The organism is Zobellia laminariae (assembly GCF_030553095.1).
Taxonomy (GTDB): Bacteria; Bacteroidota; Bacteroidia; order Flavobacteriales; family Flavobacteriaceae; genus Zobellia; species Zobellia laminariae.
In genome coordinates this window covers 2,884,132-2,905,891 of sequence record NZ_CP130738.1, presented here as the reverse complement: position 1 = coordinate 2,905,891, position 21,760 = coordinate 2,884,132, and the positions used below count along the sequence as shown (strand labels likewise).

The following is a 21,760-nucleotide window of genomic DNA, read 5'->3' as shown; positions in this document are numbered from 1 at the left end:
TTAACATAATGTAAAACGCCCGAACCAATTGGTTCGGGCGTTTTTTTTATATCTAATTATATAAGCAATCTACTTTTTATCTGGGCCTTCCCAAGTTTTTATGGCATTTACAGCTTCGTCTGTATAATCTGTAAAAACACCGTCTACACCCGCATCAAAGAAAAGATGGTACTCACTTTCCGCATCTCCGCTACTCCACTTCTCATCTTCATTTCTAAAAGTATATGGGTGTACCTGCAAATCATATTTATGGGCCAGCTCAATAAAATTAGTTTTTGGTAAAAGAGAAATAGCTCCGCTTTCATCAGTTGTAAACGAAATTATAAAAGGTTTCCAAGGACCAATACCATCTGCGTAAGATGATACAAAATTCATACCTTCTTCAGTAGAAAAATACTCGTAAGATCTTGCATCTCCATTGGCATAAAAATCAAAAGGCGCTGCGTATGAAATAAAATCACCTTCAGGCACATTATAATCTAAAGAACCGTCAGTATTTACGTTATATGTCGATATTAATTGTACCAACTTAACGTCTGATTTTGAATTGATGTATTGCAAAGGCGCAACCTCAAAACACTGCACAAAAACAGGCGAATCATACGAGTCTAATTTTGCTTCTGATAACTTAGCTAATAGGGCATCTTCAATAGCGAGACCTATTTGGTTATGAAAATAAGGATGTTTCATTTCTGGGTAAAGACCAACATCGTTTCCTTTTAGGGTTTTTTTTGATTTAGCCAAAACAATGATTTCATCTATTGTTGGAATCTCGAACATTCCATCAAACTGATTAGAACGATCAGAACGAGCCTGCTTGGCTTTCAATTTCTTGATTTGCTCTAAAGTAAAATCAGAAACAAACCAGTCCGTTATTTCTTTTCCATCGAGATTTTTAGTGGTTTTAAGGCTGGCGAATTCAGGTAAATCAGCAACGTTTGTTGTACCAGAAATAAAAGGCTCATGTCTTGCTACCAAAAAGCTATCCTTTGTCATTACAAAGTCTGGCTCAATATAGTCCGCACCCATTTCAATAGCCTTAGCATACGCCTTTAACGTATGCTCTGGATAAATAGATTGCGCTCCTCTATGCGCAATTATCAATGGTTCGTGCACCTGCTCTTCCTGATGCCCTCCTCCAATAAAATCATCTAATTTATCGCATGAGACACCCATTGTTAACAGTGCGAAACCTGCCATTGATAAAAAATTCATTCTTTTCATTTTAGTGGTTTTAAAGTTAACACTAAAACAACAAAACGAATATTAGCTAAGCGTAAAAGAAAGTTACCATATTAATACGATTAGATAATGTAATCTTTAGGAGAATGTAAATACAACTAGATTGCAAGTTAATTTAAGATAAAAGAAAATTGAAAGAATAAAGGCTCTCTTCCTCTTATTTGGTTTTTGTATTTAAGCCAAAAAACATATTTCTGTACGCTCTTTGTTCTTCCGAAACGTTCGTGACCTCCAATACTTTTGAAGTTCGTTTTTTTTCTAGTGAAGGGTTAGATTTCACGTTAAACTCACTCCCGTTACGCCTATAGGTAATTGACAAGGTATCCGTTAAGACAGGATTCAATATCACATCCTCATAAACAGTATCACTTGACAAAAATATATGTGTAGGTATATGGTTTATTTTTAAAATAGAGTCTCCTTTTTTAAGTCCTAGAGAATTTTTTTTAGCCCATGTAACGTAATAACTGGTATCATTTTTAATTTTTCGAATATCAAATGCCCCATAACTTGATAGTTTTGATTTTGAAGGATAATATGCATATCCAAGATTATTGAGATATTCATTATAAGGCGGTATTTCAGTACCTACAATATATCTATTATAAAAATCCTCTACACCATAATACCAGTTCTAATTAAAACATCCTTTAAATCATCCTCTAAAAAAGCAGTGTTTTCATACTCATTCTTTAATTCAATAAATACATCTATCAATCGCCTGTTGCCATTAGTATTTTCCATGATTGCTATATCAAGCCCCATAGCAATCAACTTACCTTTTTGATAAAAATTTTCAATATCGAGCATTTTATTTAACCAACTAATGACATTGTTTTTTCTTATAATATTCCGCCCACTTTGCGTCATGCTCTGCCTCTTCTTTGTTAAGGAGTAATCAATAGCTGATTGCAAATCATACTTTGGGTTTTTGGATAAGTATTTGGCATTAAGTAAAAAGGCAAAATAATCCGTAATTCCCTCATACATCCAAATATGTTTTGACATATCAGGCTTACGAAAATTAAAGTTGGTGATTTTATCATCATGAATGCCTAAAGGTGTTATAGCGTGAAAATATTCGTGTGGCACAACATGGTTATAGTATGAAAAATTATCCTGTAAAGGATAGTCTAAATCGCAGTACACAGAACTGTTTGTATGCTCAAGCGCAGCATCAACACCAAAAGTTTTTAAAATACCCTTTAACCGCTGTTCTTTAATAAAATAAAAAATAAAAGTATAATCCTCATTTGAAGTAAATCCCGAATAATCAGAAATGCTTTCTACTATTTTTTTGATTCCTGACTTTAGCTCTAATGCAGAATTTTTTCCATCTTCAGAATGTACAGCGATATTAAAACTGTGCTCATCAATTTTAAAAGAAGTTGTATCTGGCTCTGCATATAAAACCGGTTGATCTATTAATGAACCATAATTAGAGGTAGATAAAATTTCTGTCGTATCATTCAGTATCTTTTTTTGAATAGCTGTAGCTCCAAAAAAACTTTTAGGACGAACCACTTCGACTTCAAATGGTAAATTTTCATAACCCTCAAAGTACCCCGTGACCAACTGAAAGTTTAAAAGCGCACTTTTCTTTGTTATTATCGTACCTGCGCATGGTATAATATTATTCCATACCTTTTTATTACCTAATGATTGTTTTACCGTATATTCCAAAAACTGTAATGGCCGCTCCCCTTGCACTTTAAAAACATTATCATATTTTGATACCTTCATTATATCTCCCCTTACATCATATGCCGTAAAGTCAGAATAAAATTTTGCATAATTCACTTTCATATAAGTTCCATAATAATTTGTGGTACCACAAATTCAAATCCACTAAATAAATCAGGAGGATACACACGAACCCTTAACTCGTCTGAACCTGTTTCGTTTAATTTAAACTTAACAATTGTCGTGTTTTGACAAATTCCAAAAAAGGAGCATAAAAAAAAGAAAAATACAAGATAATACCTCACAGAAGATTCAATTAAACTATTGGATAGTGATGTAGACAAACGCAATATAAACTCCCAGCAAAATTATACCATCTCGCCACCCCAAGGCAAACCTCTAGGAATAAAAACCAGAGGAAGTATAAGAAAGGAAATTCCTAACATCCAAAAAATATCACTACTTAACAAACCTTCATCCATTACTCTAATTGGCGTTATAATAGAGGTAATACCAAGTACAGCCAAAAGGTTAAAAATATTAGACCCAATAAGGTTCCCCAAAGAAATAGCTTTTTCTTTTTTGATAACTGCAATAACCGAAGCTGCCAATTCTGGTATACTAGTACCCACAGAAACAATTGTCACAGCAATTATACGCTCACTAACACCATATAAAGTAGCCAAACCTACCGCACCGTTAATAAGCAACTCTGAGCCTCCCCAAAGTGCCGTACCACCAAGTCCTAAAAATAGCACCAGCTTATATAGCGGTAGAGGTTCATCATCCTCTGGAGCCTCATCTTCTACCGCCTGTTTTTGAAAGCGTAGTAAATAGACTAGGAACAAGAACAATACTACAACCATAATAATACCTTCATACTGCTGCAATTCTCCATCAAAATAGATAAAACCAAAAAACAATAGTGAAGCGGCCATCATAACCGGCCAATCCGTTGTGTAAAAAGTTCTTCTTACGTCTATGCTCCCCATAAGTATGGTTATACCTAACACCAAACCTAGATTAGCAATATTAGACCCAACCACATTACCTAGCGCTAAATCCGGAAAACCGTCTAAAGCTGCTTTTATACTTACAATAAGCTCCGGAGCAGAGGTAGCAAAAGAAACCACCGTCATACCAATAACAATTTTTGGAATATTTAATCGTAAAGAAAGAGCAACGGCCGATTTTAAAAGCCAATTACCTCCAGCTATTAAAAGTATAAGGCCAAGCGCAATAAAAAGAAGATTCTGCATGTACTGGTTTCAGGGAATTAAAAAACAAAGATATATGAACATTTTAACTTTTAGATGTCTTTTTTACCTAGTTGCCAAAGCAAAATAGACCCTGAAAAAAAGTCTATCGAAAATGGTTTTACAACAAAAGCATCAATTCTGGCTCAAAACTATACTTAAAAAAGAGAAGGGGTATCAAAACATGCCTTCAGATGTTACATATTATAATCATATGTAACATTTTTAATAATAATTTAAAACAACACTGAAGAAACTATTTTTAAATTATAAACACAAACCATTAATACAATTATAAAATCGCATTATAATTGATTAATTCGCATCAATTCGCTTGGATATGAATATTTCTTTTAATTATCTTGATTGGATAATCGATTATTATCAACTATCTATTAACCTTAAAAATCCCTAATTATGATTACACTTGCTAAACTTCTGTTGTTACTCCTAGTATCGCTGATCACGATAGTAACGTAAGTTAAATCATATAGGCCTATATAATAAAAAGACCGCCGTACAGCGGTCTTTTACTTTATTTTCAATAAGTTAGCATCTTTGAAAAACTAACCGATGAAAAAACTAGTATTTAAATTTCTTGCCAAAGTAAACCAGTTACTTCTTCCTTCTTTTTCTAAAAAAAGGCTTGACCTTTCTAAAGCATCAAAGTTTCAGATGGCTTTAATTGGCTGGCGTTATTTTGTTACTACCCGCGCTTTGGATTAATAATTCAAAAGTGCCTTTACATCAGTTTCACCCAATTTACTTCTTCCTTTTAAAAAATCTAGTTCAATTAAAAAATTACATTGAACGATTTCCCCTCCCAAACGTTTGATTAAATCACACGTAGCTTTTGCTGTACCACCTGTAGCAAGAACATCATCATGCACTAATATTTTTTCTCCGGTTAAAATTGCATCGCTATGCATTTCTAAAGTATCGGTACCATACTCTAAATCATAGGTCTGACTAGTTTTCTCAGCAGGTAGCTTACCATACTTACGTACAGGAATAAATCCGGCATTTAGTCGCTGAGCTAATAAAGGCGCGAAAAAAAATCCGCGGCTTTCCATACCCACAACTTTATCAATCTTAACATCACCCACCATTTCAAGAAGTCTATCTAGTGTATACTGCATAGCTTTGGCATCTGCCAACAGAGGTGTTATATCTTTAAAGATGACACCTTCTTGCGGAAAATTGTCTATATCTCTAACAAACGCTTTTAAATTCATTTAATAAGTAACTTATATTTTGCCGTAAATGTAAAAAGAAATATATTTGCACCCCGTTAGGCAAAAAACTAGCTAAAACTAGTTTCCGTTAAGGAAAGTCCTAACAGGAATACTTTTATTGGCCCTGTGGCGCAACTGGATAGCGCATCTCACTACGAATGAGAAGGTTACTGGTTCGAATCCAGTCAGGGTCACTTAAATAGGAAGCAGTTACATTTTTTGTAGCTGCTTTCTTTTTTTTAATAAAATCTCACTATTTTAAGATAGGCTACTTGTAAATTTCTTGATTTTCGCCGACTATATCACCTTAAAAAAGCATATTTTGTATTGACGGAGCACATTTATGGTCTCTTAACCCCAATCCTCAAATTTCAATTTTCATAAATTCTCTGCAGCTATTACCTCTGCAACAAGTCAAAATTGAAACCTAATCTATTATACCCTACATATTATCTATTGGAGTTTCACTAAAAATTTGAGCTATGTACAACCGTCTATACCTTACTTTATCCCTATTATTTCTCATAGTTTTTGGAACGCACTACTCAATTGCACAATCTTCCGAAATTGAACACCGTGTATATTTATTAGGCAATACTACGGATATTGGATTGGAGTCTCCATTTTATGACAGCCTCTCCGAACTTCTTTCAACAACAGACCCTTTTACGATTATTCTTAACGGCGACCTCATAAACAGTGGCAAGACCAATGAACCTACCACCCAAGATTCTCTAAAAATAGACAAGCTCTTACGAAGTATAACCCAATATGAAAACGGGAAGGTCGTTATCATTCCCGGAGATAGAGACTGGGCTAATTCTGGAAAAAAAGGACTAAGCAGTGTCAATAAACTTGAAAAGTTGGTCAAGTCCATGGATTTCGAAAATGTAAAATGGGCTATTCGCAAAGGCTGTCCAGGACCCGATATCATAGAAGTGAACGACCATTTAATATTGGTATCCATAAGCACCCAATGGTACAACCACCCTTATGACAAACCCGAAGCTTCTACTGCGGAATGTGGAATAGCCACTGAACGCGATTTTCTTATTGAACTAGAAAATGCTGTTGAGGATTCTGAGGATAAGAATATTTTGGTTGCAGGACATTTTCCTTTAGAGTCATTAGGTAATTACGGAGGACATTTTCAATTGGCTAAATATTTATCCCCTCCTATTATAGGAAGTCTTAATGCTGGCTATAGACAAAACATAGGTTCTTCCGTAGATATTGTCAATTCTCGTTTTGATGCCATCCGCGGTAGCATTAAAAACATTGTACTCCGTAAAGGGTCTGTAATCTACGCGGCCGGACATGAGAAAAATTTGCAAGTATTACGGATGGGTGAAAATTATATCATTAATAGTGGTGCTCCAACCAAAGCAAAATACGTAGCGAAAGACAAAGAACATACACTTTTTGCAAAGGCCATTCCAGGACTAGTAGAATTGGACTATTATACTTCGGGCAAAGTAGATTACACTATACACCGTTTTGAACCATCAGGAAAATTTGAATTAAATACAACTGAAACTCTATTTACATCTCCTTGCGAAGCAGGTAACGAGGGTAATTTTAACTCAGCTTATAATCCATGTAAACCCTCATTCACGGCAAGCCATGGACAAAGAACATGGGCTACGGACACTACCGCAATAGCGGGCGATTACACTATTGGAAGTGTAACAAAGTTCTTTATGGGCGAACACTATAGAACCACTTGGAAGGCTCCCGTAAAAGTACCTTATTTAGACCTTGAGCAAACCTTTGGCGGATTATCGGTTTACGAAAAGGGAGGCGGACACCAGACCACTTCTTTAAAAATTAAAGGAGGAGACGGCAGAGAATATGCGTTCCGTTCTGTAGATAAAGACCCTCTTCAGTTACTACCCTATGAACTTCAAGGAACCATTATAGCTAGGGTAATGCAAGATGTTACTTCTTGGCAGCAACCTTATGGCGCCATGGCAGTTGGCTCTATGCTAAATGCTACTAATATATTACACGCTACGCCAAAGCTCTATATGATGCCTCCTTCAGATGAATTAGGTGCATTTAAAAGAAAGTATTCCAATTTACTGGGCATGTTGGAAGAAAAACCGGTGAATGTAAAAAAGGTTACAAAGCCTTTTGGAGATGCCAATGAGATTCTTCAAAGCCGCAAAATGTTCAGGGAGCTTTATAAAGATCATGATAACAAGGTAGATGCTAAGGAGTATGCCAAGGCAAGAATGTTCGATATTTTAGTGGGAGACTGGGGAAAACACGAGGACAATTGGAAATGGGCAGGTTACAAAAAAAAACATGATAACCTTTATAGACCAATTCCTAGAGATAGGGATTATGTCTTTTCGCTTTGGAACGGACTCCTTCCCTACTTTGCTGACAGAAAATGGGGACTAGAGCGTGGAGAAACCTTTGGATACAAAATTAAAGACATTCGTAGCCTAACGTTTAGCTCACAACCAGCAGACCGTCGTTTGCTAAACGAGCTCACTAAAGAGGATTGGCAGGAAGCTGCGGCTTATATCCAGACCCATATCACAGACCAAGTTATTGAAGAGGGAATTAACGCAATGCCCCCAGAAATTTATGAACTTTCAGGTAAGGAAATAGCAGACAAATTAAAACAGCGCAACAAAGACTTGGATATCTACGCCAATCAATATTACGAGCAATTGATGATTGGGGGCGTAGAGGTCGTAGGATCTAATAAACGGGAATATTTTGAGGTAACCAGAAACGATAATGGGTCCGTAGAAGTATCCATGTACAATACCGAAGGTGATAAGAATGAAAAAGGCAAACGACTCTACTACCACCGGACTTTTGACCCAAAAGAAATTAAAGAAATCCGGCTTTATGGATTAGATGGTCATGATGTTTTCAATATTTCAGGAGTAACAAAAAAGTCTATAAAAATACGAGTAATTGGAGGACCTGATTCTGACGTTATTACGGACAATTCTGAAGTAGAAAAAGGAAGTAAAAAAACATTGATATACGAAAAGGGTGATACATCTGAGCTCAATTTTGGCGAAGAAGGTAAAATGATTAACCACTGGAACAAGGAACTTTATTCTTATGACCGACATAGATTTGGTTTCAACAGGTATTTTCCTATTGCCGCAATCCGGTACAACAGTAATCAAGGACTTGGACTAAATGCCGGAGTTAAGTTTACTCAAAAGAACGCCATGAAGAAAGACTATAGTTCTATTCATAAAATAACTGGCACTTTCACTACTGAAAATATGAACATTTTAAAGTATGAGGGTAGGTTTCACCATGTATTTAAAAAATGGGATATTCAGATTGGTGGCTTGTACGCAGACCATACTGGGTTTACAGATTTCTATGGAATTGGTAACGGTACTATAAAAGACGATGACCTTGACTCTGATGATTTTTACGAAACTAGGTATGATTCCTATAGCCTTCAAGCTGGTCTAATAAAAGACTTTTGGAAAAAAAGTAGCCTTGGCTTTCAACTGAACTATGAGAACAATAAAACCATCCGGGAAGAGGGTACTATTTTGGCTGCAGACAACGTAAATCCGCTACTGGAGTTTTTGGCCTTGGAGATGCCAATCTTTATGAAATCATAGCAAAACTAGATTTTGATTTTAGAGATCGTGCTAGTCTTCCAGAACAAGGAGCCCGCTTTTTTCTAAAACATCAAAGCGGTTTGGTTTCGGATAACATGAATTCCAATTATGGTATCACTGAAGCTTTCTTTGAACAATATCTAACTACTAGAAGCAAAACACCAATAACATTAGGACTTCGTTTTGGAGGCTCTACTATCTATGGTGAAGGCACCATTCCTTTTTATAAATTAAAATATCTGGGGCAAAACTCCAATTTACGAGGTTATGTAAATAACCGATTTACAGGAAAATCTACTTTGTATTTAAATTCAGAATTACGACTGCAATTGGCGGAATTCCACACCTCTATTGTACCAATGAAATTTGGTATTAAAGGTTTTTATGACAGTGGTAGAGTCTATTCTGATTTTGACACGAATTCCGATTGGCATCAAGGATACGGCTTTGGACTTTATCTTGTTCCTCTTTCTGAAGAATTTGCTATTGGTGTCTCGGCAGGATTTTCAGATGAAGAATCTGCGCTAGTATTATTTAGTATTGGATCTACGTTTTAAACGATTTCTAACAAGCAAAAATTTTATAAAATAAGAAGAATGTTTTTAGATAATCAGCCTTAAATCTTAAAACGAACTCCTGTCCTTAAATAATAAATATTGTTCTTTCTAACAGAGTTTACCGTATTGTTATCATTATCCTTTAGTTTAGCATTACTGCGTAGAATATTGGAAACGTTGAAATACAGCTCAAGGTGCTTTGTAAATTTATATTCATAACGCAAGCCCGCTATGATAATGGACATATTTGCCGTATGCGCTATTTCATCTTCATTAACTAAAATCCCATCCTGAATGTTTGCCGTAAATCCGTCAAGCTCGGCTACCAGTTTAAATCTAGATTTCTCAGAAAGATGATACTGCAAGTTCATCTTGGGAACCCCTAATTTATAAGACCAATTTTGATGAAATTTTCTATAATAGCTAATAAATGGAATAGGAAATGGAATCCCCCTATTTTCAGCATAGGAAACTCCAATAATTAATCTGTAGGGTTTAGATACCGTACTATCTTTTCTTTTGTCATTGATAAAAACTACATCCCCAGAAAAAACCGCATCTTCCACGGAAAGTTTCCTGACCAAGTTGGAGCTATATCCCGTAGAAAACCGAGCTCCAAAACGCCAGTCTCCTTTCATTTTGTATGTATAACCCAAGTTTATATCCAGTAATTGAAAATCTTCAATCGCAGTAATATCAAAATTGGTTACGCTCTCATCAAAAGACAGTTCTATTTTACTATAGTCCATCCCTACAAGAAAATAACTGCCGTCATTTACCTTAATAGGATAATTGAACACTCCCCTAAGCCGATCATACCCCACTTCTGAATCCCCTTTGGGAAGGCGTGTATAATCTATTTTAGCCAAATCCGACAACTGCGCCGAGCAATTACCTATACCCAATAAAAGAACTACAAGTAATTTAAATGTAATATGTCTCATTTCTAATCGCAACTTTTTTCCTGCAAACCCATTACGTAAGCGTACGAAAAGGATAACTTATCTTTCTAGGATAAATTACCTACCAAGCTCAGAGCAAAGACATTGAAGCACTTTCAACATCAATAGGACTAAAGTTTTAATGGGATATTTTTAGTATATCTATATACTTAACAGAACAAAAGTACCGAATTAAACTCTGTAGAGAAGGCTCAAAATCAGATAGTTCGTATGTCATATTAGAGATATGCATAAACATGATATATTAGATACTTGAAGAGGCATTAACACTATAAGTTAAATATTTAATAATTAAAAGATTACAAGCTTAACCCTCCTCAAAACCACATAAAATTACTCTTGAATAATTTACATCAAAGATATTTATTTTTGTAAGGATTATCCACAATATCGACTTCAATAAATCCTTATGTAACATATATTACATTAACTAAACTCATTAGCTTTAACTTCGCACAAATTTTAAATATGGATAGCATACTTCAACCTTGGCCTTGGTACGTTTCCGGCCCCTTGATTACCTTGGTAATGGTTTTTCTTTTATACTTTGGAAAGACTTTTGGCATGTCTTCAAACCTAAGAACCCTTTGTAGTATTGGAGGAGCAGGAAAATATTCTGATTTCTTTAAATTTGATTGGAAAGCCCAAAGGTGGAACCTTACCGTAGTACTTGGTGCTATTATTGGCGGTTTTATTGCTGTAACCTTTCTTTCTGACGGATCTGTCATGGATTTGAATCCTGAAACGATAAAAGACTTAAAAGAACTTGGTTTTGAAAATGCAGGGACCTCTTTATTACCGGGTGAAATTTATGATTGGAACAATGCTCTATCCGTAAAAGGATTAGCCATATTAATTGTTGCTGGTTTTCTTGTTGGCTTTGGAACACGTTACGCCGGTGGGTGTACTTCTGGACACGCCATTACGGGATTAAGCAACCTGCAGTTACCTTCACTAATTGCCGTGATAGGCTTTTTTGTTGGCGGACTCATAATGACACACTTTCTAATACCCCTAATCTTTACAGCATGAAATATCTAAAATTCTTACTTGTAGGTATATTTTTTGGTATCGTACTAGTTAAATCAGAGGCGGTATCTTGGTACAGAATATATGAAATGTTTAAATTTCAGTCGTTCCATATGTACGGCATAATTGGTTCTGCCGTAGTTCTTGGCGCCATTTCTGTATGGGCTATTAAAAAGTTCAGGGTAAAAAAGTATTGAAGACCAAGAAATTGTTCTTCCTCCAAAAAATAAAAGCTATGCTCGCTATATCTTAGGAGGTAGTATTTTTGGTTTGGGATGGGCGTTAGCAGGTGCTTGCCCAGGCCCTATGTATATTCTATTAGGCACTGGGGTTTTTAGTATGCTAATAGTTATAGCAGCGGCTATGTTGGGTACTTTCGCTTACGGGGTACTTAGAGATAAGTTACCTCATTAATAGCGATACCTGCACGAATAAATTAAACAATTTCTGCGCTAAGACCCGCCTCAAGCAACCTACTACAACGTGGCTCTAAGTCTTTATAATCACCTGTTTTAACAGTACACTTACCGTTGTAATGTACGATAAGAGAACATTGTTCTGCTTGAACAGGTGTATGATCACACACATCTACCAAGGTGTCTATGACGTGATCAAAAGTATTTACATCATCATTAAAAACAACAATTTCATTTTGTTTTGAAACTTCTTCTTCCAATAATAGTTCTTCCGATACTTTTTCTTTGAAACTCATATCAATCAATTTAAAATAGTATACCTCTCTAAAATACATATTTTACTGCAACCCAATTATTCTTTTGCAGATTTTTTTCAAACTTTAACCCTGCCTTTAGACATGTTTCTGAAATTAAGGGAATATCTTCTTCATAAAAACCGCTTAAGAAAAGGGTTCCATTTTCCTTTAAATTATCAGCATAAACAGAGATATCCGCTAACAGAATATTTCTATTGATATTTGCTAAAATGATATCATACTTGCGGTTTCCCAATAATGAAGAATCACCTTCAAAGACAGAGATATGTTCACAATTATTTCGTTCTACATTCTCTTTAGCATTGAGGTAACACCAATTATCAATATCAATAGCATCTATATGATTAGCATGTTTCATGGCAGCTAGAATAGCCAAAACTCCCGTACCACTTCCCATATCCAAAACATCTTTTCCTTCAAAATCATTTTCAAGAATAAACTGAAGCATCATGTGGGTAGTCTCGTGATGTCCTGTTCCAAAGCTCATTTTTGGCTCAATAACAATATCATATTGCACATTGGGCTTCTCATGAAAGGGAGCACGAACCACACATTGGTCCGCTACCTGAATAGCTTCAAAATTCTGCTCCCAAGTGGCATTCCAGTTTTCTTGTTCTATTTCCTTTAGCTCAAAACTGACCTTGAACAGTTCACTATCCAAAATTTCTACTGTTTCAAGAATATTCTCGTTCCAGTCATTCTTCTGAATATAAGCCAATACACCGTCTTCATTTTCAAGAAAACTCTCAAAACCAACCTCTCCAAGCTCGGCAATTAAAATATCCGATCCAGGCTGTAATGGGGTTACGGAGAAATTGTATTCAATATAAATAGTATTGGACATTTTACTGTTTTTTGACGGGTTGTTGGTCGGGCTTACCTTCCATTACTTACAAAAACCTTAATAGGTTTTCTTTACTTTTCAACTTGTATTTTTATTGTTAAATGAATAACCCTTTCCATAAACTGGGAAAGGGCTATCAAAATAACATTGCAATCTAAATTTAGATAGCTTTTATAATGGTAACAAAATCATCTGCAACCAAAGCGGCTCCACCAATAAGACCACCGTCTACATCTGGCTTACCAAAAATTTCTCCTGCGTTACCAGGTTTTACACTACCTCCGTAAAGGATAGAAACATTGTTCGCTATAGTTGCGTCATAAGCCTCTGTAATTGTCTTACGGATAAAAGCGTGCATTTCTTGTGCTTGGTCCGCTGAAGCGGTTTCACCAGTTCCAATGGCCCATACGGGCTCATAAGCCAATACTATTTTACTCCAAGCAGATGCTTCCAAAGAGAAAAGTGCATTTTTAAGTTGGCTTTCAACTACATTAAAATGATTATCAGATTTTCTATCTTCTAATTCTTCACCAAAACAAAACATTACACGAATGTTTTTATCTAAAGCTGTAACCACTTTTTTAGCTAATATCTCATCAGTTTCTCCAAAGTAAGCTCTTCTTTCTGAGTGACCAATAATTGCAGTATCCACACCAATACTCAACAACATACCTGCTGAAATCTCACCTGTATACGCTCCGCTTTCAGCAAAATGCATATTCTGAGCAATAACTTCTATAACCGAAGACTCTAAAGTTCTTACAGCAGAAGCCAAGTTTACATATGTTGGTGCAACCATAACCTCAGCTTGAGTATCTGGCAACTTAGCTGCCAACTCAGTTAATAATGCTTCCGTTTCAGGTAAATTTTTATTCATTTTCCAGTTTCCTGCAACAATTTTGCTTCTCATTTTCAAAGTGTTTAGTGTTATTGTATAGGGTTCAATTTAAAATCATCAACTTAAAAATCAATCAAAAGTCAAATCATCCAAATCATTATAATGTACTTTTTGTTTTATAGTTCCTTTTTCCAAAACCAGTGCTCCGGGATTGGAACGAACAATCGTTTTTAAGGCCGTTTCATCCGTAAAGTAAAAATCAAAATTTAATCTATAGGATTTCTTTATGGCACTTGTTTGTTCATCATTAGATGCAGACATACCAATTACCTTATAGCCCTTTTTGATCGCTTTGTCCGTTACTTTTTTAACCTCAGAATACACATCTTTGTTGGTTTTCATAAGATCGTATGCTATTATCATAAGTAATTTAGGTTCTTGCAAAAGCGTATCTGCCATATTAATTTTATCCATCTCTATGGTAAAATCATGAATAGGTGGTTCGTAGCCTTTCTGTACTTCCGTAGTTTCTACATCAATAAATTCACCGTCTACCTGAGGATAATCTCCTTGGGTAACGATAATTTGATCATTGCCGTCTACATTGAATCGCCAAGCGTAATCGTAAATAGGCTTGGGTGCATCATCTGGTACGGTCATACCTTCAGTAATGTTCGCTCCTATTTTGTAGGGTCTAAAATCTATAACTGGTAGGTGGTTTAATACATAATTGCAATATCCTACACAAAGTACCAATGCTGCGAGGGTTGCTATTCTTTTTGCATTAGCTCCAAAAATAGGTGTAATGTATTGCTTGCCTTTAAAAAGGATTATTATCAACACCAGAAGAACAATATCTTTTGTGAACGACTCCCAAGGGGTAAGTTTTATAGCATCTCCAAAACAACCACAGTCTGTTACTTTATTAAAATATGCCGAATAAAAGGTAAGAAAAGTGAACCCTACTATCATTAGCAGCAGGCTCCATACGGTAAATTTTACCCGAAAACCTACTAAAAGCATCACTCCTAAAAGGACCTCTAGAATTACTACAAAAATAGAAATAGCTAAAGCGTGGGGCTCAAAAAATGCAAGATCAAGAACTCCGGGGCTAAAATATTCTTCTAACTTAAACGAAAAACCAACGGGATCGTTCAGTTTTATAAAACCACTGATGATAAAAAGTATACCTACAAAAACTCGGCTAATGCCAACAAGATATTTCATATTAGGATTTTGAATTTACACCGAGATGAATCATGGCAAAAATCGCATAATTAACCATATCCTGATAATTTGCGTCAATACCTTCACTCACTAAAGTTTTACCTTTATTGTCTTCTATCTGCTTAACCCGTAAAAGCTTTTGTAAAATAAGATCTGTTAAAGAACTTACTCGCATATCGCGCCATGCCTCTCCGTAGTCATGGTTTTTATTTTCCATGAGCGTTTTGGTAGTCGTAGCATGTTTATCAAAAAGTTCCACTGCCTGCTCTACAGAAAGGTCTGGCTGATCAGCCACTCCTTTTTCTAATTGAATAAGTGCCATTATGGAGTAATTGATAATTCCGATAAATTCAGAACGTTCCCCTTCATCTACCTTACGTACCTCATTTTCCTGCAAACTTCGGATGCGTTGCGCTTTAATAAAAATTTGGTCCGTTAATGAAGGAAGTCGTAAAATACGCCAAGCACTACCGTAGTCCTTCATTTTTTTTTCAAAGAGGTCTCTACAGGTTTTTATTACCTCATCATATTGTTCGGATGTCTTCTGCATGGCTATCCCTTCTAATTTGCGTAAATTTCACTCAAAATTCTGAATTGCTCAAAGTTCGTGTTTTAAACTTGGTTAATCAAGTGATACGGCTTCAACTTTATCACATATGACTCTAAATTGTAAAGGCCGCCTTATAGACCTATCCACACCAAAAGTGATGGGTATTTTAAACTGCACACCAGACTCGTTTTACGACGGCGGAAAATATCTAAATGATAACGCCATTTTAAAGCAGACTGAAAAAATGTTGAACGATGGCGCCACCTTTATTGATGTTGGCGGCTACAGTTCTAGACCCGGGGCCAACCATGTTACGGAAGAAGAAGAAATGAAACGCATGCTTCCGTTAACAGAACTACTGCTTAAACAATTTCCTGAAATTATATTATCTATAGATACCTTCAGAAGCACTGTTGCATCTGGCTGTCTTGATGCAGGTGCTGCTATTATAAATGATATTTCTGCAGGAAAATTAGACGATAATATGTTGCCTACAGTGGCCAAGCATCATGTGCCCTACATTATGATGCACATGAAAGGAACGCCGCAGAACATGCAACAACAGACTAATTATGACAACCTTTTAGTTGACATCATTAAATATTTCTCTGAACGAATTGCAACAGCGAAAGCCTTAGGTATGGTTGATATTATTGTAGACCCGGGGTTTGGATTTGCCAAGACCTTAGAGCAGAATTATGAAATTCTACAAAAACTGAATCTTTTTCAAAATTTAGAACACCCTATACTAGTTGGCATTAGCAGAAAATCCATGATTTATAAAGTGTTGAAAACCGATGCAAAAAGTGCACTTAACGGCACCACAGCCCTCAATATGGCCGCATTAATGAATGGTGCCAATATTTTAAGGGTTCATGACGTTAAAGAAGCGTATGAATGTGTTAAACTTGCAGAAGAATTAATGCCTTGTTAAAAGTGTATGGATTTCATTAATTTTACAAAAACGTCTCCACATTGGATTTTCTGAATTTTCTTGAATTTAAGATTACCGATATACTAGATATTATTCTGGTAGCTATACTCTTGTACTACATCTACAAATTGGTACGAGGCTCCGTTGCTATTAATATTTTTCTTGGTATCGTAATCGTTTGGGGATTCTGGAAACTGACCGAGCTATTGGGCATGGAAATGATCAGTAGTCTTGTAGGTGCGTTTATGCAAGTAGGACTTATTGCTCTTATTATTGTTTTTCAGCAAGAGATCAGAAAATTTCTTTTAATGGTGGGTTCTACCAATTTTGCCAACAAAAGAAACTTCATTAAACATTTCAAATTCTTAAGACAAGATGGTGCAACCGTAAGCATGGATGTGGATTCTATTATTGAAGCATGTAAAAAAATGAGCTCTACAAAAACGGGCGCATTAATTGTTTTAGAAAGAAACAACTCTTTAGACTTTATAAAATCATCCGGAGATAAAATGCATTGTGAGGTAAACACCCCTATTTTAGAGAGCATTTTTTACAAAAACAGCACATTACACGATGGCGCAGCCATAATAGAAAACAATTATATTGTTGCTACCAGAGCAATTCTACCAGTTTCCAATGAACGTAATATTCCATTGCGTTTTGGACTTCGCCACAGAGCCGCTGTAGGTGTTTCTGAAAAAACAGATGCTCTTGCCTTAGTAGTTAGTGAAGAGACTGGAAATATCTCGTATATCAGAAATGGAAAGTTTGTTGATTTTGGAAATATGAATGAATTAACTGCCATAATAAAAGAAGACCTAATAGCTTAAGCTACTTCTTCTGAAAGGAACTGAGCTTCGTAAAGACCACTATAATAACCTCCTTTTTTCAACAACTCTTTATGAGTTCCCGTTTCAACAATTTTACCTGCATCCATTACAATTATCTTGTCGGCTTTCTTAATTGTGGCTAAACGGTGTGCAATAATTATAGAAGTTCTTCCTTCGGTTATTTTCTCTGTAGCTCTCTGTATCAACTGCTCAGAATAGGTATCTACGGATGACGTAGCTTCATCTAAAACTAAAATACTTGGATTGCTTACATAAGCCCGTAAAAATGCAATCAGTTGGCGTTGGCCACTAGACAACATTGTTCCTCTTTCTTTTACGTTATATTGATATCCGCCATGGGAAGACTGCTTATGAACTCATCCACTCCAATTTGCTTGGCAGCATCTTCAATAAGCTCGTGAGTTATATCCGAATTTTTTAAAGAAATATTATTTTCTATAGTATCCGCAAAAAGGAAAACATCTTGGAGTACAACAGCAATCTGAGATCGAAGCGAAACCAAACTAAAGTCTTTGATATCTATATCATCAACTAGTATAGAACCCGAATTAATCTCGTAAAAGCGGTTCAATAAATTAATTATGGTAGATTTCCCTGCTCCGGTAGCTCCTACAATAGCAACGGTCTCCCCTGCTTTTACTTCAAAAGAAATACCGTGCAACACTTCTTCCTCTTCTAAATATCCAAAGTGTACGTCTTTGAATTTTATATCTCCTCGAACATCTTCTTTAACCACAGTACCCAAGTCTTGTATATTACTCTGTGTATCTAAAATTTTAAAAACTCTATTGGCGGCTACCATTCCCATTTGTAGCGTATTGAACTTATCCGCAATTTGTCTTAAAGGACGAAAAAGCATATCTATCAACAAAATGAATGCAAACAGCGTACCCAGTTCTTCCTTAGAAAGATTGGATACATTTTGAAGTCCGCCGTACCATACGATAAGACCCACTGCAATAGAAGAAGAAATTTCTGCGATTGGAAAGAAAATGGAATTATACCAAACTGTTTTTAACCAAGCATTTTGATGCTTTTCATTGATAACCCTAAATTTTTCACTTTCAATCTTTTCACGCGTAAACAACTGTACGATTTTCATACCTGTTAAACGTTCTTGCACAAAAGAATTGAGATTGGAAACCTGTGTTCTAACCTCAGCAAAAGCAACTTTCATTGCCTTTTGAAATAAACGTGTTGCGTAAAGAATTAACGGCAGTATGGCAAAAACAATCAGTGCCAAACGCCAGTTCATTATTAGCATTACCACAGCGGCAACTAACATTTTCAACAAATCGGCAACAATAACAAAAAAGCCTTGACTAAAAATTTCACCAATACGCTGCATATCCGCAACTGCACGAGTTACCAGTACTCCAAGAGAAGAACTGTCAAAATACTTCATTCTAAAGCCCAACATGTGTTTAAACAAGTTGATTCTTATATCTTTTATTACTGATTCCCCCAACCAGTTGGCGTAGTAATTAAATGAAAGTTGACTAATTACCTGCCCTAGGAGAACACCGGCCATTGCAAGGGTCAGAATCAATAACTTTTCTTCATCACCCACCTTAATGGCATCGTCAATTATCCTTTGAACTATTATAGGAGTCATTACGGCAAATCCGGATAGCAGAATAGCCGCTAAAGCAACACCATAAAAGGTTGCGCGATACGGACGCGTATGCGCCAATAAGCGTTTAAACAACCGCATATCAAATGCTTTTCCAGAATCTTTATCCATGTTTTTCCGTAATCTTTTTGGGGTATAAAACAGAGGTCAAATATAGCCCTTTTGCCGGTACCGATGGGCCGGCCTTACTCCTGTTCTTGCTATTTATGATTGATTTAACATGGGCTGGCTCTGTTTTTCCTGTGCCCACTTCTAGCAACGTACCTACTACGGCACGTACCATATTTCTCAAAAAACGATCTGCGGTTATTGTAAAAACAAGCTTATCTCCTTTCACCTCCCAAATTGCTTTTTTAACATCACACAGATATGTCCTTACATCTGTATTAGACTTTGAAAAACATTCAAAATCTTTGAACTCCAAAAGTAATTCTGCCGCTTTATTCATTGCATCAACATCCAAAGGGTGTTTTATGTAATGTGCAAAATCACCATAAAACGGATTTTTATCTTGCAACACCCAATATTCATAGGTGCGTTCTTCTGCATCAAAACGCGCATGGGCATGTTCGTTTACAGCAAAAATATCCTGAACAGCAATAGCCTCTGGCAAAAGCGCATTCAATCTATAAACGAATAACTGCACGTCCTTAATTTCATCAAAATTAAAATGGGCGAACATTTGCTTGGCATGAACTCCAGCATCAGTTCTACCAGCACCTACCAAAGCAACAGGCTCTCTCAATAAGGTAAAAAATGCCTTTTCAAGAACTTCTTGCACGGTAATGGCATTAGGTTGGTTTTGCCAACCATGATAGTCTTTACCTAAGTATGAAAATTCAATAAAATATCTCAACCTAAACCTTTAATTTTGTGAACTTCAAAGATACTTCTCTTTGATTAAACAGAAGAAGGCTCATAAAACTATTGATAAAGCCAAATCTAACCACATAACTTTTAGTTCAGTACATGACCAAAATTCTATTGCTTTCTGATACCCATTCGCATATGGATGATGCTATTTTAAAATATGCCCGCCAAGCGGATGAAATATGGCACGCTGGTGACATAGGTACTTTAGAAGTAACCGATGCTTTACAGAAAATTAAGCCATTGAGAGCAGTTCATGGAAATATTGATGACCACGTAATTCAAAAAGAATTTCCTCTTAACAACCGTTTTTTCTGCGAAGGTGTAGAAGTTTTTATGACTCATATTGGCGGATACCCTCCAAAATACAATATCAGAACACGTGATATTATAAAGGATAACCCCCAAAATTATTCATCTCTGGACATTCTCATATTCTTAAAGTAATGATGGATAAAAAACTGGGCGTCCTACATATGAATCCTGGTGCATGCGGAAAACACGGTTTTCACCAAATACGAACAATGCTCCGCTTTACTATAGAAGGAAAAGACATAAAAGACCTAGAGGTTATAGAACTAGGGAAGCGCGGGGCTTAAATAAAAAAAACCTGCACTATAAAATAGTGCAGGTTTTCAACTCTAAGGTTACGAGGGTATTAGTTTTTGATTAGTTTTAATGCTTTTTCACCTTTAGAAGTATTGATGCGCAAAATATAGATTCCCGCATCTAGATCACTGGTATCAACTACATCATTATAATTTACAGGCCTATGACTTTCTGTACTTTTTAAAGTTTTTATTTTTCTACCGTTAAGTGCGTATAAATCCACGGTAACATCATCATAGTCTTCAACGTTATATTCATATTCAAAGGAATTGACGAATGGGTTTGGAGAGACTGTAAAAGCATTGAGGTCTTCCTCTTGGATATCATCACTTGCAATAGATACCTTTGTAATTAAATTGGTTTTATTAGCCACAACCCTAGCCCCTGTTTTAGTTTTAGTAGCCAATCTTGTTTTCCAATTACGGTCATACATCTGCAAATTCCACTGATAATCATCTCTAGGAGAAATATTTGTTGGGATTTTAACCCTAATAGCAATCTCATTTCTGGCTTCAATATCGTCAGTAGTACTTTCCGCGATTACCTTACCACTTTTAGACAATAGTCTTGCTTGAAAAAAAGCTTTTCCTTCATACTTTTTTTCATATTCAAAAATAATTAGTTCACTCTGCCCTATACGAGCACTATATGGCGGATCTATAGAAGTAAATACATTACTGGTTGGTGGCTTTGCTCCTCCTGTTACAACTACAGTGGCCCTATATAAATCTTCAGAAAGCTTCTTAGTCCAATTACTATTATACATTTGAACATGCCACCTATAACCACTGCCCACAGGAATAGTTACAGAGGGGAATGGAAAATCGAATGCACCTTTTTTACTTTTTGTAACTGTTTTTTCCTGAAGTACTTTCCCTGAAGACGACAACAGTCTTACCTGAATATGAACTTTAACTGGAGTCTGCTTTTGGTAAGAAACAAAAACAAGAGGAGCAGGACCGGGAGATTGAACAATTTCCGTATCAGCATACATAAACTTAACGGTGCCTTGATCGTAACTTTGCCCACTAACCGAAAAAATGGTAGTTATTAAAAAGATAGTTGTAAAAAGTAGTGTAATTTTTGTTCTCATAAT

18 protein-coding genes, 1 tRNA gene and 4 pseudogenes are annotated in these 21,760 nt (G+C 35.9%); 9 read left to right on the top strand and 14 right to left on the bottom strand.

Annotated features, from left to right (window positions below; translation table 11 throughout):
• Positions 1-69: 69 nt before the first annotated feature.
• The 4 genes and pseudogenes from Q5W13_RS13925 to Q5W13_RS13910 all read right to left on the bottom strand — a co-directional run bounded on the left by Q5W13_RS13925 (position 70) and on the right by Q5W13_RS13910 (position 4,184).
• On the bottom strand, positions 70-1,215 hold the full coding sequence (locus tag Q5W13_RS13925; RefSeq protein ID WP_304443414.1) for a glycerophosphodiester phosphodiesterase: 1,146 nt from the start codon (positions 1,213-1,215) through the stop codon (positions 70-72).
• A 184-nt stretch (positions 1,216-1,399) separates the two neighbouring features.
• Positions 1,400-1,618: a hypothetical protein gene (locus Q5W13_RS13920; RefSeq protein ID WP_304443413.1), complete on the bottom strand. Its 219-nt coding sequence runs from the start codon at positions 1,616-1,618 to the stop codon at positions 1,400-1,402.
• Between the two features lie 239 nt (positions 1,619-1,857).
• Positions 1,858-3,048 (bottom strand): M61 family metallopeptidase, encoded by a 1,191-nt coding sequence (locus Q5W13_RS13915; protein WP_304443412.1) that lies wholly within the window; start codon positions 3,046-3,048, stop codon positions 1,858-1,860.
• Between the two features lie 198 nt (positions 3,049-3,246).
• Positions 3,247-4,184 (bottom strand): annotated as a pseudogene (locus Q5W13_RS13910) (calcium/sodium antiporter).
• Between the two features lie 570 nt (positions 4,185-4,754).
• On the opposite strand from Q5W13_RS13910, the gene Q5W13_RS13905 reads away from it, so the two are divergent.
• Positions 4,755-4,907 (top strand): SsrA-binding protein, encoded by a 153-nt coding sequence (locus Q5W13_RS13905; RefSeq protein ID WP_155594468.1) that lies wholly within the window; start codon positions 4,755-4,757, stop codon positions 4,905-4,907.
• Here Q5W13_RS13905 and Q5W13_RS13900 read toward each other — a convergent pair.
• On the bottom strand, positions 4,904-5,416 hold the full coding sequence (locus tag Q5W13_RS13900) for an adenine phosphoribosyltransferase (protein WP_304443411.1): 513 nt from the start codon (positions 5,414-5,416) through the stop codon (positions 4,904-4,906). The genes Q5W13_RS13905 and Q5W13_RS13900 overlap by 4 nt on opposite strands.
• Positions 5,417-5,536: 120 nt before the next feature.
• On the opposite strand from Q5W13_RS13900, the gene Q5W13_RS13895 reads away from it, so the two are divergent.
• The 3 genes from Q5W13_RS13895 (at position 5,537) to Q5W13_RS13885 (ending at position 9,584) form a co-directional block, all read left to right on the top strand.
• Positions 5,537-5,610 (top strand) — tRNA-Arg (locus Q5W13_RS13895).
• 288 nt (positions 5,611-5,898) lie between these two features.
• Positions 5,899-9,027: a metallophosphoesterase gene (locus Q5W13_RS13890; RefSeq protein ID WP_304443410.1), complete on the top strand. Its 3,129-nt coding sequence runs from the start codon at positions 5,899-5,901 to the stop codon at positions 9,025-9,027.
• Entirely contained in the window at positions 9,021-9,584 is a 564-nt protein-coding gene (locus tag Q5W13_RS13885) for a BamA/TamA family outer membrane protein (protein ID WP_368662561.1), read from the top strand. Before Q5W13_RS13890 ends, Q5W13_RS13885 begins: the two co-directional genes overlap by 7 nt.
• Before the next feature lie 59 nt (positions 9,585-9,643).
• Here Q5W13_RS13885 and Q5W13_RS13880 read toward each other — a convergent pair whose 3' ends face one another.
• Positions 9,644-10,528 carry a DUF6268 family outer membrane beta-barrel protein gene (locus Q5W13_RS13880; RefSeq protein WP_155594471.1) on the bottom strand — a complete coding sequence of 295 codons (885 nt, stop codon included), beginning with the start codon at positions 10,526-10,528 and terminating at the stop codon, positions 9,644-9,646.
• A 486-nt stretch (positions 10,529-11,014) separates the two neighbouring features.
• Between Q5W13_RS13880 and Q5W13_RS13875 the strand changes: the two genes are divergently transcribed.
• Positions 11,015-11,578 carry a YeeE/YedE family protein gene (locus Q5W13_RS13875; RefSeq protein WP_304443409.1) on the top strand — a complete coding sequence of 188 codons (564 nt, stop codon included), beginning with the start codon at positions 11,015-11,017 and terminating at the stop codon, positions 11,576-11,578.
• Positions 11,575-11,989: pseudogene (locus Q5W13_RS13870) on the top strand (DUF6691 family protein). The gene Q5W13_RS13875 and the pseudogene Q5W13_RS13870 overlap by 4 nt, the downstream one beginning before the upstream one ends.
• A 22-nt stretch (positions 11,990-12,011) precedes the next feature.
• Here the strand turns inward: Q5W13_RS13870 and Q5W13_RS13865 are convergent.
• The 5 genes from Q5W13_RS13865 to Q5W13_RS13845 all read right to left on the bottom strand — a co-directional run bounded on the left by Q5W13_RS13865 (position 12,012) and on the right by Q5W13_RS13845 (position 15,767).
• Positions 12,012-12,287 carry an ATP-dependent Clp protease adaptor ClpS gene (locus Q5W13_RS13865; protein WP_155594474.1) on the bottom strand — a complete coding sequence of 92 codons (276 nt, stop codon included), beginning with the start codon at positions 12,285-12,287 and terminating at the stop codon, positions 12,012-12,014.
• A 28-nt stretch (positions 12,288-12,315) separates the two neighbouring features.
• The gene (gene prmA, locus Q5W13_RS13860; RefSeq protein WP_304443408.1) at positions 12,316-13,152 is read right to left on the bottom strand and encodes a 50S ribosomal protein L11 methyltransferase; all 837 of its coding nucleotides are present in this window, start codon (positions 13,150-13,152) and stop codon (positions 12,316-12,318) included.
• Positions 13,153-13,312: 160 nt separating this feature from the next.
• Positions 13,313-14,062: a triose-phosphate isomerase gene (gene tpiA / locus Q5W13_RS13855; RefSeq protein WP_304443407.1), complete on the bottom strand. Its 750-nt coding sequence runs from the start codon at positions 14,060-14,062 to the stop codon at positions 13,313-13,315.
• Between the two features lie 57 nt (positions 14,063-14,119).
• Positions 14,120-15,217, bottom strand: coding sequence for a BT_3928 family protein (locus Q5W13_RS13850; protein WP_304443406.1), 1,098 nt, complete (start codon positions 15,215-15,217; stop codon positions 14,120-14,122).
• A 1-nt stretch (position 15,218) separates the two neighbouring features.
• Positions 15,219-15,767 (bottom strand): DUF1599 domain-containing protein, encoded by a 549-nt coding sequence (locus tag Q5W13_RS13845; protein WP_304443405.1) that lies wholly within the window; start codon positions 15,765-15,767, stop codon positions 15,219-15,221.
• Between the two features lie 106 nt (positions 15,768-15,873).
• On the opposite strand from Q5W13_RS13845, the gene folP reads away from it, so the two are divergent.
• Together folP and cdaA are read left to right on the top strand one after the other, a co-directional pair.
• Positions 15,874-16,701 (top strand): dihydropteroate synthase, encoded by an 828-nt coding sequence (gene folP, locus Q5W13_RS13840; RefSeq protein ID WP_304443404.1) that lies wholly within the window; start codon positions 15,874-15,876, stop codon positions 16,699-16,701.
• A gap of 41 nt (positions 16,702-16,742) precedes the next feature.
• The gene (gene cdaA, locus Q5W13_RS13835) at positions 16,743-17,531 is read left to right on the top strand and encodes a diadenylate cyclase CdaA (RefSeq protein ID WP_304443403.1); all 789 of its coding nucleotides are present in this window, start codon (positions 16,743-16,745) and stop codon (positions 17,529-17,531) included.
• Here cdaA and Q5W13_RS13830 read toward each other — a convergent pair.
• A pseudogene (locus Q5W13_RS13830) lies at positions 17,528-19,296 on the bottom strand (ABC transporter ATP-binding protein). The gene cdaA and the pseudogene Q5W13_RS13830 overlap by 4 nt on opposite strands.
• The gene (truA, locus tag Q5W13_RS13825; RefSeq protein ID WP_304443402.1) at positions 19,289-20,041 is read right to left on the bottom strand and encodes a tRNA pseudouridine(38-40) synthase TruA; all 753 of its coding nucleotides are present in this window, start codon (positions 20,039-20,041) and stop codon (positions 19,289-19,291) included. Before truA ends, Q5W13_RS13830 begins: the two are co-directional and overlap by 8 nt.
• Positions 20,042-20,154: 113 nt before the next feature.
• Here truA and Q5W13_RS13820 point away from each other — a divergent pair.
• Positions 20,155-20,654 (top strand): annotated as a pseudogene (locus Q5W13_RS13820) (metallophosphoesterase family protein).
• A 59-nt stretch (positions 20,655-20,713) separates the two neighbouring features.
• Here Q5W13_RS13820 and Q5W13_RS13815 read toward each other — a convergent pair.
• On the bottom strand, positions 20,714-21,757 hold the full coding sequence (locus Q5W13_RS13815) for a T9SS type A sorting domain-containing protein (RefSeq protein WP_304443401.1): 1,044 nt from the start codon (positions 21,755-21,757) through the stop codon (positions 20,714-20,716).
• Between the last annotated feature and the right edge of the window lie 3 nt (positions 21,758-21,760).